The 17,208-nt window shown below is 62.6% G+C and carries 17 protein-coding genes, 4 pseudogenes and 1 riboswitch; of the genes and pseudogenes, 5 read left to right on the top strand and 16 right to left on the bottom strand.

The window, feature by feature from the left end:
* The first annotated feature begins 236 nt into the window (after window positions 1-236).
* A pseudogene (locus tag IB235_RS23610) lies at window positions 237-1,176 on the top strand (IS5 family transposase).
* Between the two features lie 384 nt (window positions 1,177-1,560).
* Here IB235_RS23610 and IB235_RS23605 read toward each other — a convergent pair.
* From IB235_RS23605 to IB235_RS25425, 16 genes and pseudogenes are all read right to left on the bottom strand, one after another.
* Complete coding sequence (locus IB235_RS23605) at window positions 1,561-2,466, bottom strand: homocysteine S-methyltransferase family protein (protein ID WP_192338803.1); 906 nt, start codon at window positions 2,464-2,466, stop codon at window positions 1,561-1,563.
* Complete coding sequence (locus IB235_RS23600; protein WP_192338802.1) at window positions 2,463-3,134, bottom strand: GntR family transcriptional regulator; 672 nt, start codon at window positions 3,132-3,134, stop codon at window positions 2,463-2,465. Before IB235_RS23600 ends, IB235_RS23605 begins: the two co-directional genes overlap by 4 nt.
* An 11-nt stretch (window positions 3,135-3,145) precedes the next feature.
* Complete coding sequence (locus IB235_RS23595) at window positions 3,146-3,925, bottom strand: ABC transporter ATP-binding protein (protein WP_192338801.1); 780 nt, start codon at window positions 3,923-3,925, stop codon at window positions 3,146-3,148.
* Window positions 3,925-4,614, bottom strand: a complete 690-nt coding sequence (locus tag IB235_RS23590; RefSeq protein WP_192338800.1) for an ABC transporter permease — start codon at window positions 4,612-4,614, stop codon at window positions 3,925-3,927. Before IB235_RS23590 ends, IB235_RS23595 begins: the two co-directional genes overlap by 1 nt.
* A 3-nt stretch (window positions 4,615-4,617) precedes the next feature.
* Window positions 4,618-5,334 carry an ABC transporter permease gene (locus tag IB235_RS23585; RefSeq protein WP_192338799.1) on the bottom strand — a complete coding sequence of 239 codons (717 nt, stop codon included), beginning with the start codon at window positions 5,332-5,334 and terminating at the stop codon, window positions 4,618-4,620.
* Between the two features lie 2 nt (window positions 5,335-5,336).
* Entirely contained in the window at window positions 5,337-6,188 is an 852-nt protein-coding gene (locus IB235_RS23580) for a transporter substrate-binding domain-containing protein (RefSeq protein ID WP_155042446.1), read from the bottom strand.
* Window positions 6,189-6,209: 21 nt separating this feature from the next.
* Window positions 6,210-7,397 (bottom strand): M20 family metallopeptidase, encoded by a 1,188-nt coding sequence (locus IB235_RS23575; RefSeq protein ID WP_192338798.1) that lies wholly within the window; start codon window positions 7,395-7,397, stop codon window positions 6,210-6,212.
* Window positions 7,398-7,715: 318 nt separating this feature from the next.
* Window positions 7,716-9,068, bottom strand: a complete 1,353-nt coding sequence (locus IB235_RS23570) for a PepSY domain-containing protein (RefSeq protein ID WP_192338797.1) — start codon at window positions 9,066-9,068, stop codon at window positions 7,716-7,718.
* A 59-nt stretch (window positions 9,069-9,127) separates the two neighbouring features.
* Window positions 9,128-9,631, bottom strand: a complete 504-nt coding sequence (locus tag IB235_RS23565) for a copper chaperone PCu(A)C (RefSeq protein WP_225612590.1) — start codon at window positions 9,629-9,631, stop codon at window positions 9,128-9,130.
* Between the two features lie 54 nt (window positions 9,632-9,685).
* Window positions 9,686-9,937, bottom strand: coding sequence for a hypothetical protein (locus tag IB235_RS23560; RefSeq protein ID WP_192338796.1), 252 nt, complete (start codon window positions 9,935-9,937; stop codon window positions 9,686-9,688).
* Window positions 9,927-10,121: a hypothetical protein gene (locus IB235_RS23555; RefSeq protein ID WP_192338795.1), complete on the bottom strand. Its 195-nt coding sequence runs from the start codon at window positions 10,119-10,121 to the stop codon at window positions 9,927-9,929. Before IB235_RS23555 ends, IB235_RS23560 begins: the two co-directional genes overlap by 11 nt.
* Before the next feature lie 60 nt (window positions 10,122-10,181).
* Entirely contained in the window at window positions 10,182-10,538 is a 357-nt protein-coding gene (locus IB235_RS23550) for a pseudoazurin (RefSeq protein WP_192338794.1), read from the bottom strand.
* A 66-nt stretch (window positions 10,539-10,604) separates the two neighbouring features.
* Window positions 10,605-11,378 (bottom strand): annotated as a pseudogene (locus tag IB235_RS23545) (ABC transporter ATP-binding protein).
* Window positions 11,375-12,421 carry an iron ABC transporter permease gene (locus IB235_RS23540; protein ID WP_192338793.1) on the bottom strand — a complete coding sequence of 349 codons (1,047 nt, stop codon included), beginning with the start codon at window positions 12,419-12,421 and terminating at the stop codon, window positions 11,375-11,377. The pseudogene IB235_RS23545 and the gene IB235_RS23540 overlap by 4 nt, the downstream one beginning before the upstream one ends.
* Window positions 12,418-13,428 carry an ABC transporter substrate-binding protein gene (locus IB235_RS23535; RefSeq protein ID WP_192338792.1) on the bottom strand — a complete coding sequence of 337 codons (1,011 nt, stop codon included), beginning with the start codon at window positions 13,426-13,428 and terminating at the stop codon, window positions 12,418-12,420. Before IB235_RS23535 ends, IB235_RS23540 begins: the two co-directional genes overlap by 4 nt.
* A gap of 150 nt (window positions 13,429-13,578) precedes the next feature.
* A riboswitch (cobalamin riboswitch) is annotated at window positions 13,579-13,779 on the bottom strand.
* 100 nt (window positions 13,780-13,879) lie between these two features.
* Window positions 13,880-14,083 (bottom strand): annotated as a pseudogene (locus tag IB235_RS25425) (IS5/IS1182 family transposase); the annotation flags it as partial.
* A 181-nt stretch (window positions 14,084-14,264) separates the two neighbouring features.
* Between IB235_RS25425 and IB235_RS23530 the strand changes: the two are divergent.
* From IB235_RS23530 to IB235_RS23515, 4 genes and pseudogenes are all read left to right on the top strand, one after another.
* On the top strand, window positions 14,265-15,071 hold the full coding sequence (locus IB235_RS23530; RefSeq protein WP_192338791.1) for an AraC family transcriptional regulator: 807 nt from the start codon (window positions 14,265-14,267) through the stop codon (window positions 15,069-15,071).
* Between the two features lie 65 nt (window positions 15,072-15,136).
* Window positions 15,137-15,538, top strand: coding sequence for a DUF2000 family protein (locus IB235_RS23525; protein ID WP_155042453.1), 402 nt, complete (start codon window positions 15,137-15,139; stop codon window positions 15,536-15,538).
* Between the two features lie 467 nt (window positions 15,539-16,005).
* Window positions 16,006-16,656, top strand: a complete 651-nt coding sequence (locus IB235_RS23520; RefSeq protein ID WP_192338790.1) for a DUF1007 family protein — start codon at window positions 16,006-16,008, stop codon at window positions 16,654-16,656.
* Window positions 16,641-17,208 (top strand): annotated as a pseudogene (locus IB235_RS23515) (hypothetical protein); the annotation flags it as partial. The gene IB235_RS23520 and the pseudogene IB235_RS23515, both read left to right, overlap by 16 nt.

The following is a 17,208-nucleotide window of genomic DNA, read 5'->3' as shown; positions in this document are numbered from 1 at the left end:
ATTCCCGAGCTGACCGAGAAGCTCTGACGCCTCCTTCCTGCGCAAATATCCCGCAGGGATCGAGGGCAGAGCCCCCGAAATGACGTTCCGAAACCGCCCGGCCGCCGGGCGGTTTTTACATTGAACGGGCGTTGTTGCAGCAGGTTGCAGCAGGCCCCAGCCAGGAGGATTTCGAAGGCGAATCCATATGATTATGGCTTCTAGCATAAACAAGACCTAGCCTACTCGCTACCGCACTGCGAGCGTCCTACAATGATGCGCTGAAGCAGCGCGGCTCTTTGCTGATCTGGCTGGACAAGGACATGGCGTGGCGCGGCCCCAAGACCGGGGCAATGGCGGCCCTCCGGTCTTCAGTGACGCGGCTATCCAGTTTTGCCTGATGATGAAGGTCCTGCTCGGGCTTCCGCTTCGGCAAACAACTGGGATGGTGGCGAGCATTCTGTCGATGGCTGGACTCGATTGGCCCGTGCCCGACTTCTCACCCCTGAGCCGCCGGCAGAAATGGGTCACGGTGCAGATATCGAGCCGCCGTGTGCCAGGCCCGCTGAACCTGCTGGTGGACAGCACCGGGATCAAGTTTCTCTGTGATGGGAAATGGCTTGCGCGCAAGCATGGCACACAGCGCCGACGCCATTCTCGCAAGGTTCATCTGGTGATGGATACAGCCACCGGCGACATCCGTGCAGTAGAGTTTACCTCGAGCGAGACAGGCGACAGCCCCGTTCTGCCCCGCCTGCTTGACCAGATCCCGCCCGGTGAGCAGATCGGCAGCGTAACAGGCGATGACGCCTTTGACACAAGGCGATGTCATAGCGCGATTCTTGAGCGCGGCGGCACGGCGGTCATACCAATCCGAAAGAACGGGCGACGATGGCGGGAGGATTTCCCCGCCGCCAAAGCCCGCAACGAGATACTCAAAGTTACACAACGCCTGCGACGAGCCCCTCGGAAACGCTGGTCCGGATTTCACGTACGAAGCCGGATCGAGGTATGAGCCGGGCCGGAAAACAGTCCGGGGCACTGTTTTCCGGCGATTGGATGAGGTGCCTCAAGGCGTTCGGTGAACGCATCGCATCACGTGACCCGGACCGCCAAACAGCTGAAGTTCAGATCCGCATTGCACTCAGGAACTGTTTCCACGCGCTCGGCACCGCCGAGATCGAGCGCGTGGCCTGAATCCGTGCGGGAAAGGGTCACGTCCGGCCACTGCCTGACTACTGCAACAACATCCATCAGCTATCTGCGTATCACCGCGCTGCTTCGGAGAGCCGGTTAGGCCGTGAGCGTGAAAAATGTCGAACCGATCTGGCGATGCGAAGGCTGAAGGCTGCCCGTAAGCAACCCAAGAAAGGCCAGCCATGGCTAATTGTGGGGGCCCTCACCTTCGGCCAGAGTACTCAATCACCTATGGTCTAACGACTTTGTCGATAGAACGCCCTTTCGTCACACCAACACGCCATTGGGTACCGTTGGGATGATCCGCGCGACACCGCGCAGGGAATGGCATCCTCCGCCTCACAGCAGCGCCGGAGACGGAAGAGCATTTTCTATCGAACCTGATCAGGTGTTGTCCGACTGAGCCAGATACGTGGCAAGGTGGTGGATATGTTCGGTTCCGATGCCGCAGCAGCCGCCGATGATGGTGGCCCCCTTGTCGGCCCAATGCCTGGCCCAGCCACAGTAATGCGGCGGATCCAGATCGGCCCGGATCGTCGAAACGGTTTCATTCGCGGCGCCATCATCGTCCTGGGAATCGTCGAAGGCATTGGCATAGACACCCAGCGGCAGACCGAGGGCTGCTTCATGGGCAGCGGCCAGTGCCACCCCCATCACCTCGGGACGCGAGCAGTTGAAGAGCATCGCCTCGGCACCCAGAGCCAGCGCCAGCCTTGCCGCATCAGTGACCGATTGGCCGGAGCGCAGTTGCGGGTGCGGCATGTCCTCGGGCTCGACATCATCGCGCAGGGTGAAAGACAGCCAAAGCGGCTTGCCCGTGGGCTTTGCGGCAGCGGCAGCAGCGCTGGCTTCCTCGAGGCTGCTTTGCGTTTCGGCCAGCCACAGGTCGACATGCGGCGCAAGACCGCCGACCAGCACGGACAGGTAGTCCTGCGCGACATCGGCGCGGAAAAGGTCAGGCTGATACGATCCGAAAATCGGCGGCAGCGATCCCGCGACCCTGACGCCGGGCGCTGCATCCGCCGCCTGCCGCGCCATCCTGCCTGCCAGATCGGCCAGCCGGAGGCCGTCGCTGCGGAAGCGTTCCTCGCCGATATGAAAGGGCACCAGCGCATAGGAATTCGTGGTGATCACCTGCGCTCCGGCACGGATGTAACCCTCATGCACGCGGGCAACCGTCTCGGGGGCCTCGATAAGCGCAAGGGCGGACCATTCCGGCTGCCGGAAGGGCGCTCCGCTCCGCTCCAACTCGCGGCCCATGCCGCCGTCAAGGATGGTGATCTTGGTCATTTGGCCTTTCCCGCCGCTAGGCTGTGGAAGCCCGCGACATCTTGTGTGATCGAATAGTCAATATGGTCGCGAACCGCCTGTTCGGCCCGGTCGGGACTGCCCTGCATCAGTGCGTCAAACAACGGTCGGTGTTCGTCGACCAGCGGATTGCGGCAGGGCCAGTGGCTTTCCGACCAGCGGTAAAGCCATTCCATCTTGTCGGCCAGAAGCCCGTGGCGGCGGATCAGGTGCTGATGCCCGGTCTGGGCGACGAAACTGGCGTGAAAGCCCAGATCCGCCGCAACCCGCGCATCCGTGCCCGCGCCATTGGCCGCGTCCAGTTCAGTGAATGCCGTGGCGATCAGATCGGTCCCCAGATCCTCGCGCCGCTCGGCCAGAATGCGCGCGGCAAGACCCTCATAGGCGGAACGCAGGCTGTAGATCTCCCAGATCGCCTGTGCGTCAAGAACCGCGACGCGCCAATTGGAGTAGGGCGTGCGGGTGACAAGCTCTTGCGCCTCCAGCGCGAACAGCGCAGAGCGGACGGTGCCGCGGCCCGTGCCGATCTGCTGGGTCAGCGCCAATTCGGTCAGCGTCGAGCCCGGCGCGAGATCCCCCCGGATGATGGCCTCGCGCAGCCAGTCAGTGGCCTGATCCTGCAGGCTTTTTCTCTCGATCGGCTGACGCATCATCCGGTTCCTTATCGGTTGCGGTCGAAATGGCTGGCCAGGAAGGCACGCGCCCTTTCCGACTTCGGGGCACCGAAGACCTCGGCGGGGGTGCCGTCCTCTTCGATGCGCCCCTGATGCAGGAAGACGACCCGCGAGGAAACCTCGCGCGCGAAACCCATCTCATGGGTGACAATCAGCATCGTGCGCCCTTCCTCGGCCAGACGGCGGATCACCTTCAGCACCTCGCCCACCAGTTCCGGGTCAAGGGCCGAGGTCGGTTCATCGAAAAGGATCGCGCGCGGGTGTTGGGCCAGCGCGCGGGCGATGGCGACGCGTTGCTGCTGGCCGCCCGACAGATGCGCGGGCCATGCGTCGCGCTTTTCCGCAAGGCCGACTTTCTCCAGCAGCGCCAGCGCCTCGTCCACGGCTTCTGCCCGCGACCGGCCCTGCACGAAAAGTGGGGCCTCAATGACGTTTTCCAGCACGGTGCGATGCGGCCACAGATTGAAGTTCTGGAAGACGAAGCCCAAATGTCCGCGTATCCGTCGCGCGATTGCATCCTCGGTCCGGGTCAGACGACCACCTTTTGGTGACAGGCTGTCCTCACCCACGGCGATGGTGCCGGCATCGGGGATCTCCAGCATCGGGATGCAGCGCAAGAGCGTGCTCTTGCCAGACCCCGAAGCGCCGATCATCGAAATGACATCGCCGTCGCGGGCGGAAAGGTCGATGCCGCGCAGCACTTCGTTATGGCCAAAGCTCTTGCGCAGTCCCGACAGGGACAGGGCGGGGCCAATGGAGGCTGTCATCACGGGGTCGTCCTTCCGAATTGCCATGGCGAGAGCCGCTGTTCCAGCCAGGCGCTGGCCCGGGTGACCAACATCGAAATGACCAGATAGATCACAGCGGCGCAAAGCAGGATTTCCACCGCGCGCCAGGTTTCCGAGATCGCCGCGCGGGCGATGCCGGTCATGTCCATCAACGTGATGGTCGAGACAAGCGCCGTCGCTTTCAGCATCGAGATCACCTCGTTGGAATAGGCGGGCAAGGCCTGGCGGATCGCGATTGGCAGGGTGATCCGGCGCAGAATGGTCGCTCGCCCCATGCCGGATACGCGCCCGGCCTCGACCGCGCCTTTCGGCACGGCGCGCAGACCGCCGCGCAGGATCTCCGAGCTGTAGGCGGCATCGTTCAGGATCAGTGCCAGCAAGCCGCACCAATACGGGTCGCGCAGAAACGGCCACAGGAAGCTTTGACGGATGAAACCGAAGCCGGCCAATCCGTAATAGATCATGAAGATCTGGATCAACAGCGGCGTGCCGCGAAAGACAAAGACGTATGTCGCCGCGATGGCATTGCCGATGCGGTTCTGCCGCATCAGGTTCAGCGCCAGCGCAAGGCATGCCCCGCCAGCCAGCGACAGCAGCCACAGGTTGAGGGTCAGCGGCAATCCGGTCAGGATCTTCTGGAACATGCCCGAGATGAAAGTCAGGTCCATGGCCTAGTACCCCGCGCCCTGATGGCCGCGCAGGCTGCGCCGCTCGGCCAGCCGGAAGACCTGATCGGAAAGCGTGGTGATGATCAGATAGATCACTGCCCCCGCAGCATAGAATAGGAAATGTTCCTGCGTGGTGCCTGCGGCGACCGAAACCTGACGCATTGTCTCGACCAGCCCGGTGACCGAAACCAGCGCGGATTCCTTGATCACCGATTGCCATTGGTTGCCCATTGCGGGCAGGGCGGTCACCATCGCCTGCGGCGCGATCACCCGGCGGAACAGCGTGAACCGGCCCATGCCTACGACGCGGCCCGCTTCGATGGTACCACGCGGCACGGCTTGATAGGCACCGCGCAGCACCTCGGACTGACTGGCACCAGAGATCAGGCCAATTGCCAGCATTCCGGCAACGAAACCCGAAATGTCGAAGGGGCCGGGAAACCCCAAAGCGGTGCCGATGGTCGCCACCACCTGACGCCCGCCGAAATAGAACAGGTAGATCACCAGGATATCGGGCACGCCGCGCAGCACGACCGTATAGGCCTCGGCCAATGCGCGCATAACGCGATTGCCGCCGACCCGGGCCCAAGCCACCAAGGTGCCCAGCACCAGCCCGCACACGAATGCCGCGACCGAAACGGCAAGCGTCATGAGCCCCGCCCTGAACAGGACGAGGCCCCAGCCATCGGGGCCGAAGCCCAGAAGCCCGATATCGCCCATTCTTACAGCTTGGGCGTGACGTTGATGCCGAACCACTGGTTCGACAATGCCGCAAGCGTGCCATCATCCGACATGGATTGAAGCGCCGCGCTCAGCTTGTCGGCCAGCTCGCCCTTGCCTTTCTGCACAACGATGGCCGCGCCCTTGCCCATCACTCCGCCCGAGAAGGCCGGGCCGGTGGCCGTGGCGGTTTCGGCGTTCTTTTCGAGGAAGGCTGCGATATTGGTGGCCGATGCCATGGCCGCATCCAAGCGCCCGTTCGACAGGTCCTGATAGACATCGGGGCCGTTGGGATAGGTGCGGATGGTGATCCCGCGCGGCGCCAGATATTTGTCTAGGAAATCCGCCTGGATGGTCGAGACATGAACGCCCACGGTCTTGCCCTCCAGCACTGCCGCGATCTGGGCAATAGCGGCGTCGGTTGCGGCCGCATCATCCAGATTGATCGACGTGCCGGTGCCGGGCAGGGCGATCCCGCTTTCCTTCATCACCGCAAAGGTCGAGCCGCCGGTGGTATAGGGCAACGAGAAATCGACCACCTCCAGCCGCTTTGCGGTGATGGTTACCGAGTCGATGACCGCATCGTATTTGCCGTCGATCAATCCCTGAATCATCCCGTCCCAAGCCTGCGCGATCAGCTCGTATTCGAAACCCGCGCGCTTGGCGATTTCCGCCAGCATGTCCATCTCGAAGCCGTAAAGTGTGCCGTCGGGCTTGGTCATGTTGAAGGGCGGGAAAGCGCCTTCGGTGGCAAAGACCAGTTTCTTGCCCTGCGCCAGCAGGGGTGCCCCGGTGGCAAGAGTGGCGGCGGCGGCAAGGCCTGCGCGCAGAAAGGTGCTGCGGGTGATGTTCATGAGTTCCTCGCGGAAGATGGGTCAGGACAGGAATTCGACGGCCATCCGCGTCAGCGCGATGGCGCTTTGGGCGATGCAGGCCTCATCGGGCTGGTAGTCAGAATTGTGTACGCGGTCATCGCGGCCCGGCTGGCCGGAACCGATGAAGATCTGCACCGAGGGAATGCGTTCCGAGAAATACGAGAAATCCTCGGCCCCGAAGCTGCTGCCCGCCTCGACGATCACCGGCGCACCGAATTGCAGCGCCAGCACGGCAGCGGTGCGGTCGATCATCGCGTCGTCATTCATCAGGGGCGGCGCGCCGCGTACATATTCGACCTCGGCCCGGACGTTCAGCGACAGGGCCGCACCTGCGCAGATCCGGCGGAACGATGCCTCGGCCAGATCGCGCGACCGAGGCGAGCGACAGCGCACCGTGCCCTCGAACATACAGCTATCAGGAATGATGTTCTGGGTCGCACCGCCTGCGATATGACCCACGGTCAGCACTGCGGAAAGGGCAGGGTCCATCTCGCGCGATATCACGGTCTGCAATTGGGTTATGATATGGGCTGCGGCTACAATCGGGTCGATGGCGGCATGAGGGCGGGCGGCATGGCCCGACTTGCCGTGAACCACGACGCGGAATTCGTCGCTAGAAGCCGTGCTGGCCCCGCGGTTCAGCGACACCGTCCCAGCAGGATGTTCGGGCCGGTTATGAAAGGCGATAGCCAGATCGACACCATCTGCGGCACCATCGGCAACCATGGCGGCGGCTCCGCTTTCCTGCGTCTCCTCTGCGGGCTGGAAGATCAGCCGGACCGAGCCGGCCAGTTGCGGCGCGATCCTGACCAGTGCCTTGGCCGCGCCCAACAGTGCCGATGTGTGCAGATCGTGCCCGCAGGCGTGCATCCTTCCCGGAATGGTCGAGGCATAGGGCAGGCCGGTTTCCTCATGGATGGGTAGGGCATCCATATCTGCGCGCAGAATGAGGCAGGGGCCAGGCCTCCCGCCATTGATTTCCGCCACCACACCGGTGCGCCCGATGCCGGTCTGCGGCGTCAGGCCAAGCGCGGCCAACTCGGCTGCGACGATTCCCGCAGTCCGCACCGTGTCAAATCCAACCTCGGGATGGGCGTGGAGGTCGCGGCGGATCTCGATCAGCCGGGGTTCAACATCGCGGATCAGGTGTTCGATCAGACGGTCAGGGTCATTGACAAGGTCGGACATCGGCACGTTCTCGACAGGCTCTCAAGGGAAGGAATCCGTGGCCGCATGCGTCATCGAAACGCCATATGGTGTCAATGATCGATGATCGACAATCGAACAATTAGGTTGCCCGGTTCTATGCCCGGTCACCAGAATAGGAAATTTTCCCTCTATCGAGCGATGAGCTGTCAGCCAGTAGGCCCTGGGGGAGAGGTGAACACCAAGTCGACTATTGAAGCATGCCCTGTTGGGGGAGGATTGCTCGTCGGGCACTCATGCTGTCTTGGGCAGGGTTGAGCATCTCTCGGCGCGCCGAGCGCGCCGAGGTCCGAGCGATCTTCAGGCACTTGCCGCGCTGTCACCGCTGCGCAGCCGGACAAAGGCCATGTCCAGCACCAGCATGACCAGCAGCGATGCTCCGACCAGCGGGAAGATCACGCCGCCGACGGCCAGAATGGCAATGAGACCGCGGAATACGCGCCGGTTCTGAGGTAGGGGTGGTACCCCCAATGACCCCGAGGGGCGCCGCTTCCACCACATCATGGCAGCGAATACGGCCAGAGCCACGATCGCCGCGCAGGCCACCAGCAGGATAATCTGGTTCAGCACACCAAAGGTCTGGCCTATATGGGTGTTGATGCCCCATTCTAGCGATTTCCCCAGCGGGCCGTAATCGGCATAGCTCATGTCCAAAAGCGGCTGGCCGCTATACTGGTCCAGATGCACGACGCGCTGCTGGCTCAGATCGTCGGGATAGACCGAACCGCTGAACACGGCCTCGGGCTTTTGCGGCAAGCTGACCGCATAGCCTCGATGCAGCCCCAGCGCGTCAAGCTTGACGACCGCATCGTCCAAGGTGATCGGTGTCCCTCTACCCGTGCTTTCCGGGATCTGCGCCTGCTCCAACGACCATGCGGTCTTGGCGACCGCGTCCAGCTTCTGTCCCGACATCGGCACGTTCACCCGCACCCCGTCCGGATAGCCGAAATTGCTGCTATTGGCCCATTCATTGACCTTGGCCCCCCAGACGCCCGACCAGGGCATGCCGGTGATCGCGAGGAAGACGATGAAACCACCGACACCCAACCCTGTCACCGCATGCAGATCGCGCCAGAACACCCGGCGCTGCGGCCTGCCCCGGACCGAGACGCCGCCGCCCTTTTGTCCGCGCGGCCACCACAGATAGATGCCGGTGCCGACCAGCAGGATTGACCAGCCCGCCGCGATCTCGATGATGTAGCGGGTATAAGTGCCGAAATACTTGAAGCTGTGCAGCTGACGCACCGTCCACATCAGCGTCGAGCGGTCCGGCATCGCGCCCAGAACAAGCCCGTTATAGGGGTTCACATAGACCGCCATCCTGCCCGCTTCGGTGTTGACGGTAATCTCGGTCGAGGCACCCGCATCGGTGGGATCGGTATACTTCACCGCCTTGCCCGGAACCGCATCCAGCGCCGAGGCGACCAGCGCGGTCGGTGGCAGCCTTTTGCTTTCCTGCACCGCGATGCGTTTCAGGTCGGCGTGGTACCAATTGTCGATCTCGTCGCGAAAGACATACATCGCGCCGGTGATCGACAGGGTGATCAGGAAAGGCAGGACCAGCAGTCCGGCATAGAAATGCCAGCGCCAGACCGCCCGGTAAAGATCGCTCAAGCCCATGGTTGGGCGAGCGGTGTTGGTGGATTGAGACATCTGTCCTCGCATATGCGCAAGACCCGCCAAGGCGGGTTGTTAAGGGCTGGGACGGGCCGTCAGTGGCCCGAATGCCCCGTATCGTGACCCTGATCGGGAGCGGCCGGCCGCATCGCGCGAACTTCGAACGTCAGCGCGACTTCGCCCGCCTGCTCGAAGACCAGCGTGGCCTTGACCGTTTGCCCCTCGGCAAAGGGGGCGGGCACATTCATGAACATCAGGTGATAACCGCCGGGTTTCAGCACGATGGAACCGCCTGCCGGGATGGGCAGACCATCCGGCAAGGCGCGCATCTTCATCACAGCGCCATTCATGGTCATCTCGTGGATCTGCACCTCGCCGGCCTGCGGCGAGCGCACGGCGATCAGGCGATCGGCCGCGGTCCCGTCGTTGCGGATGGTCAGATAGCCGCCCGCGACCGGGGCCCGTGGTGGCATGGCCCGGATATAGGGCTCGGTCAGGGTCAGGCCCTGATGCATATCCGGGTTAGCCGAAGCCGTGGCGGCTATGAGGCCAAGGAAAAGCGCGCCCAGCATCGGGGCGGCAAAAATTCTGGATGTCATGTGTCTTACCTGTCAGTGAATGGCATTCCTCGCCCAGGCCGGGCGGTGCGGCATTCACGCGGCTGGAGGTCCCCGTGCCGAAGGGCCAAGCACCTCGGCCCGCAGAACTCGCAGGTCGCGCGCCGGCATCAGATCGGCGGCCCGATCCAGGTTCAGCGCAACGATTGGCAGAAGCGGCGCGGCCTCAAGCATGGGTTGGGCATGCACTGACCAGTCGCAGGGCGGTTTCGGAGTTTTGGGGACCGGCACATTCTGCTGGGCGCGATATTCATCGGCCTTGACGACATTGCCGTCGTCATCCAGCACCATCTCGACCGGCAGGCGATGCGGCGCAAAGTACGACCATGAAGCTTTCAGGCGTCGCGCCCTGCGCCACCATCGTGCCCTGCGCCATCAGCGACAGCAGTGCGAAAGGCAGCACCATGACCAACACCATCGCCCGGCGAAAGGCCGATAGGGTGAAGGCTAAGGGTCGGGCCAATCTGCGCATAAATCTTCTTTACTTCGTCCCAGCCGGGTCGCGCCAGAGTTTTGAGTTGGCCGACGTTGATCATTCTTTCGGCTGGTCGCGCCCGGCAAGTATCTGCTCGAAACGCTCGGTGGCCCGCTTGGGCAAAACCTCGGGCAGGGACACATCGGCCTTCTCGCCGACCTCGATCAGCATGACCATGCCCATCGCGTAATGCGGCGAGCATTTGATGCCATAAGCGCCGATTTCCGTTAGGGTCACCTCGAAACGCGCGTTGCTCTTCGACTTGAAAGGCGCGGTCCCCTCGGGGATCACGCCCTCGATTGCTGCAGCATTATGGCCGGGCTGGGTCGGCAGGAAACGCACCGTGTCGCCGGGGGCTATGTTCAGATAGGCTGGCTTATAGACCATCGGGCCATTCGCTCTGCGGTTCAGCATCTGGACCTCACAGACCTCGACCAAAGCTGGGGTGGGGGAGTAGCATCAAAGGCAGAAGCAGGGATTTCATCGGGAGTTCTCGATATCGTGGAAACGCAGGACCTTTGTATTGTCCTGCGGATCGGTCAGGACGGTGGCGCCCACGCGGAAGATCGCGCGCAGCAGGTCCGGGGTCAGGATCTCGGCCGGTTTGCCACAGGCGACCATACGGCCCTGCGACATGACGCCCAGCCGGTCGCAGCCCATCGCCTGATTGAGGTCATGCAGCGCGATCACCACAGTCAACGGCAGTTCCTCGACCAGCCGCAGCAGAGCAAGCTGGTGGTGGATGTCCAGATGGTTGGTCGGTTCGTCGAGCAGCAAGATGCGGGGCCGTTGAGCCAACGCGCGGGCGATTTGAAGCCGTTGCCTCTCACCTCCCGATAGCGTGGACCACGGGCGTGAACTCATGTCTTTCATGCCGACGGCTTACAGTGCTTCATCGACAATGGCGGTGTCCTTCGCGCCCAATGGGACCAAAGCCGAAAGCCATGGTGTGCGGCCAAGCTCGACGACCTGACGGGCGCTTAGGGAGTCAGTTGTTTCGGCCTGCTGCTCAACCATGGCGAGACGGCAGGCGATCTCGCGGCGAGGTATGCGGCGCAAGTTGTGGCCGTCCAGGCTGACCTCACCCCCGGCGCGACGCTCAAGCCCGGAAAGAAGCCGTAGCAGCGTCGATTTGCCCGAGCCATTCGGCCCGATCAGGCCGAAGGTCTCACCCGGCGCGATATCGAGATCGACGCCGTCGATGATCGTGCGATCCTGCGCCTGCAGAACCAGTTTGGTCGCGGTAATCCTCATGCGCGGGTCCGGTTCCGGATCAGGATCAGCGCGAAGGCGGGTGCGCCGACCAACGCGGTGACGACGCCGATGGGCACGACCTGACCGGGGATCAACACGCGCGAGACCACGTCTGCCGCGATCATGAAGACCGCACCCGCAAGTGCCGAGGCCGGAACCAACGCGCCATGCCGCGCGCCAACGAGGAAACGCATGGCATGCGGCACGACCAACCCGATAAAGCCGACAGCTCCGACAAGGCTGACCATCACCGCCGTCATCAGCGTCACTGCGCCCAGCAGCACGACCATCACCCGGCGCACCGCAATGCCCAGCGAGGCCGCGGCACTTGCGCCGAAGCTGAACGCATCAAGCGCGCGGATATGGATGATACAGGCCAACAACCCCACGACCGCGACGGGAAGTGCAAGTCCGACATCCGGCCAGCGCACGCCGGACAGGTTTCCGAGAAGCCAGAACATGATCCCACGGGCCTGTTCCGCATTGGCGGATTTGGCGATGAAAAAGCTGGTCAATGCGTTGAAAAGCTGCGATCCCGCGATCCCGGCAAGAACAAGCTGACCAGAGCCTCCACCCGCCGCGCGCGCGAGTGCCGCGACGATGCCGAAGGCCAGCGCCGCTCCGGCGAATGCGCCTGCCGAGATGCCGATGGCCCCTGCGCCGATCCCCATGATCGTGACCGCGACCGCCCCAGTCGAAGCCCCGGCCGAAACGCCCAGCAGATAAGGATCGGCCAAAGCGTTCCGGACCAGTGTCTGCAGCACTAACCCCGACAGCGCGAGTCCCGCACCGCAGGCCGCTGCGACCAAAGTGCGTGGCAGGCGATAGTTCCAAATGATTCCGGCATCGATCGGATCGACCGTCGATGCCGCGCCCCAGAGCTTGTGCGCCAGAACGTCTCCGACCTGCGAGACCGGCAGCGGCGTCTCGCCCAGGATCACCCCGGCCATCACCGCAAGGGCCAGCACCACCAGACCCAGCGCAAGGCGCACGATGAGCCTTGAGTGCCAGGCGACAGCGCCGATGATGACCGCTTCGCTCATTTCTGGCCGAGTTTCGGCAGCGCCTCAGCCAAAGTCTCAAGCGCGTCGATATTGCGGATCGAAGGGTCCATCGCATGTGCGTCCAGCATGATGATGTGGTCATTCTTCACCGCGTCCATCTGGCTGGTCACCGGATCGGATTTAAGGAAGGCAATCTTCTTCTCGTAATCATCGGCTTCGAAGCGACGCCGCTCCATCCGGGCCAGGACGATGATCGACGGATTGGCGCGGGCAATGCTTTCCCAGCTGACGACGGGCCATTCCTCGTCGCTTTCGACGATGTTCTTCAGACCCAAGGCCTGCATCATGTAACCGGGCGGACCTTTGCGACCGGCGACATAGGGGTCAATGTCCATTTCCGCCGAAGAGAACCAGAACACCGCCGAGGCATCCTTCAGGTCGAGCCCCTCGGCTTTTTCGATGGCGGCAGCCTCGCGCGTTTTCAGATCGGCGACCAGCGCCTCACCCCTGTCTGCAACATCGAAGATCCGGCCCAGTTCCGAGATGCCCTGATAGATGCTGTCCATTGCATACATGCCGATGCGCGTGCCGTCCGAGCCCTTGCTGTTGTCCTTGCCGGTGCAGTCCGAGGGCAGGACATAGGTCGGGATGCTCAGGTCCGAAAATTGTTCGCGCGTGGCGACAACGCCCTGCGGGCCGATATGCCATTCATATTGCGCGGTCACGAGGCCCGGGCGTTTGGCGAGGATGCTTTCGAAGCTGGGGTCATTGTCGGCCAGGCGCTCGATGCTGGCATTGGCATTCTTGAACTGCGGCAGGACCTCGGTGAACCAGACCGAGCTCGCCGCGACCTTGTCGGCCAGACCCAGCGAATAGAGGATCTCGGTCGTGGCCTGACCTACGGTCACGACATTTTCCGGGGCCTTGTCAAAGGACAGGTTGACGCCACAATTCGACAACTTCAGCGGCCATGCGGTCTCGGCGCTGGCGGGCAGAACGCTGGCTCCAGCCAGCACAAGGCCGGTCAGGGCGGTTTTCATGAACATCTCGAGGCTCCGGTCAGGATGCGAGCGGAGGGCTTGGGAAATGACCATGACGCAGCCGCATCCCATGAAGGAACGCAGCGATAGATAAGGGGCCCGACGGATCGGCAGGCTTGGGACATCAGGCACCTCCCCGGACACCCCGCCCGGATCGAATGGGTTTCATTTGTCGGCAGGTCTCCTGACTGGCGGGTCATCGCGGGATGCGGCCTTCCCATGGCCCGAGGGCCACAGTGGCGTCATCGCATCCTGCTCACCGCCTACAGTTGCGGGGGCAGTTCCGGTTCGGGGCAGGTGCTGCCCCGACGGATTCCCTTTCAATTCCTCTCGGAAACCGACCTGAGCGTGTTAACTGCTTGGCGAGACGCAAACAAGTGACGCAATCGCGCCTGTTGAGGGGGGAGGGCTTCTCCCGCGCGCCAGAACGATGATCGAATGGAATGAATCTGATTCTCATTTGCCGCTTGGATCGGATCGAGCAGAGGAATTGCAGCTCGGCCGGATCAGCCGCACGGGCGCGATCTAGGGGCGGCTCTCGGCGACGTATCGGCCGTCGAACTCGGCATCGAACGGGCGTCGGTCACGACGGCACGTATTTTGCGCAGGGGTGCCGGGTCGGGATGCGCTCCTCGAGATCGACATAACTCTGTTGGCACATCCGATCCGCGCATGATCATCCCATAACGCTGCCGAGGATGAATCCTGTTCCGCGCCGGGCGGGCCGTGCAGATCGAGCAGCCAGACCGATACGTGCCCAAAAGAGGTCTACGCGACGAAGCCGTCACTTTTCTTAGTTGTTGCCCTTCACCGATCGGGCGAACTGGCGGTATATCCCAGCAATGCTACGCAACCGCTATCATCATTTGGGCTGGCACCATGGCATTGAGCTGTTCGAAGCTGCTTTGAGCAATCAGACCTTCGCCCGCCACGCGCACGAAGGTTTCGCCGTCGGCGCGATTGTCCAAGGTGCCGGTGGCTATCTCTGTCGAGGAGAAAGCATGGTGCTTCCCACCGGTTCGCTTTCTCTGATGAACCCCGAGGAGGCGCATACCGGGCACGCTGCAGCGGGTCGAGTACGCTACAACATGCTTTATGTATCTGAGGTAGCGGTGCGAGAAGTGCTGGGCCTGCGCGACTTGCGCGGTTTTGCTGAAATTGCCCCCCGCGATCGTGGACGCAAGCTGACGCAGGCACTTTCCCGGCTGGCCAGTTGCCTTAACGTTGCGCGGACGACTGACCAGAGGCTGGTGACCGAGGAGGCCGTGCACGAAGTGTTGGCGCAGGCTTTCACCCATTACGGGCGCGCCGAGTTGCGCCAACCAGGTCAGGAACCCGCCGCCATCCGTGCGCTGCTGGACCGCATCGACGCCGGAGTGGCGACGGGCGAAATCCCGACCCTGACAGATCTGGCGGCCGGGGTCGGGCTAAATCGCTCTTATCTGATCCGCAGCACGGTCCGCGCCACCGGGCTGACCCCGCATGGCCATGTGCTTCGCGCCCGCGTGAACCACGCTCGCCGACTGCTGCTTGATGGCACACCTGCCGTCGAGGCCGCCATTACTGCAGGCTTTTGCGATCAGGCACATCTGATCCGGCAGTTCCGCCGCCATCTCGGCGTAACACCCGGCGCGCTGATCCGACACTGAGGTCAATTTCGTCCAAGACCAACAGGCAACCTACATGGCAAAGCCTGTTGCAAAAGGACCGAGCCATGTCATTGAAACCTGTTATCATCGTCGCCGAAAACTTGCCCATTGGCCTCAAAGCCAACTTCGCAGCCGTTCTGGGCATGAGCCTTGGACAGTTGCGTCCCGATCTGGTAGGGGCGGACACGCCCACGCAGGACGGCATTGCGCTGGCAGGGATAACTACGGTTGCGCTGCCGATTCTCGGCGCACCTACCGCCGATTTGCCAGCACTGTTTGACGCTGCCGCAGGCCTGCCGCTGCGACTGGCCTATATGCACGCTGCTTTCGAAGCGCGGGACTATGCCGATTATACCGCCCGCATTTCGGCCGCACCGCTGGCGGGTCACGCGCCGCAGGCCATCATGCTGGCTGGGACGCGCAAGACGGTGGACCGGATTTGCGGTCGTTTGCCGCTGCTGCGCTGATGCCGCCGCTAGAGCCCCCTGATGGCCAATGTCGGATTTGAGCTCACCATAGTCACCTCCACCTCTGCCCCAGAGGTCACGTAGTGCCGGCTTTGCCATTCGTTTCTGTAGCGCTGGCCACGCCCGGCTGTAGCACCAAGACCCGTCATGCACTCAGATTGGAATTGGACCACCCTATGTGGGCACCAGCGGCCACGACATAGGGGTGGTAATCATTGCCCAGTTGGTGGTGCTCTCGCGGCTTCCCATTCGCCCTCCTCACCGATTTGTAAATTGACCCCATGACGGCGGCAGACAAATCCCACGCCATCGTTCGGACGGATTATCGGAATGGGGACATGCATCATTGTCACGAGAGCCACCGGGGGGACCGGTCCAGCCTGCGAGTGAGCAAACTCCGATTACCTCCGCGCGAGCTGCGCCCGCGACCTCTGCTGATTGTCCGGATCCGGAATTGCATGGTGGGATTGGCCACACTGCTTGCAACCTCTCTGGCTTGTATAGGCTCGGTCGGAGCGCATCCGCATGTCTTCATCGACGCCGATGCGGCGCTGATCTTTGGCGAGTCGGGCAAGCTGGAAGCGGTACGGGTTTCCTGGACCTATGACGAATTCTACAGCCTGATGATGATCGAGGACGCGCAATTGGATGCCGACGGTGATGGTACGCCCGAACCTGCGCGCCTGCAGGCTTTTGCTGGTCATGACGTTGATTGGGAAGCCGGGTTTCCTGGTCATATCGTCGCAAAGCAAGATGGAAATCCGGTGCGACTGGGCCCGCCAGAGTCCCATGAGGCGCGTTATGCCAGTGGGAAGATCGTGACCTCGCATATCCGACCCTTGGAGCACCCGGTAGCCGTGACCACTGCCGATCCGCTTTTGCTGCGGATCTATGACCCGGAATATTTCGTTGCTTATGCAACCCCCCGCGGCCCGTCGGTCGAGGGTAGAAAGGACTGCAAGGTGACGCGCCGCCCGCCTGATACCAGTGGGCAGAAGGAGCTATTGGACGCGCTTCAGGACCTCGACATGCAGGCCGATTCCATTTCCGTCATGAATATGCCCGATGTGGGCATCACCTTCGCCGAAGGCTTCGAGATCGCATGCGGCGCGCGCTGATTCTGGCCTTGGGGTTGCTCTCAGCGCTGTCGCTGGTACTGACATGGCAGCATCATGCGCAGATTCTGGGTTGGTCAATGACGATGCAGCGCGAGGCCCAGAACGGCCTTGCCCGCAGTTTGCAGGCGCTGAAGACGGGCAATCCTGGTGCCTGGGTCAAGTTCTTGGGCCTATGTCTGGCTTACGGGTTCTTTCATGCGGTCGGCCCCGGTCACGGCAAATTTCTGGTCGGGGCCTATAGTTCTTCACGGACCGTGGGCGTGGGCCGGCTGGCATTTGCGACGATCGCGGCTTCGTTGGGGCAGGCTGTCACAGCCATCGTCGTCGTCTTGGCGGGCATCGGCCTCTTCTCGCTGTCTCGAGAGCAGCTGACCACATTGGCCGAGACAACATTTACGCAACTCAGCCTGTTTTCGATCATGCTGATCGGGCTGTGGCTGATACTACGTGGAGCATCGCGAAGCGCAGGGCTTATTGCATCAAGAGCGCCCCTCGTGCGTCCTGTCGTGGCCGGGGATGGATCCGCGCATCATCACCATCAGGACAATGTTC

The organism is Paracoccus sp. PAR01 (genome assembly GCF_014851995.1).
GTDB lineage: Bacteria > Pseudomonadota > Alphaproteobacteria > Rhodobacterales > Rhodobacteraceae > Paracoccus > Paracoccus litorisediminis.
Note: the sequence above shows the minus strand (reverse complement) of the source record. Positions and strands in the feature narration are given on the sequence as shown.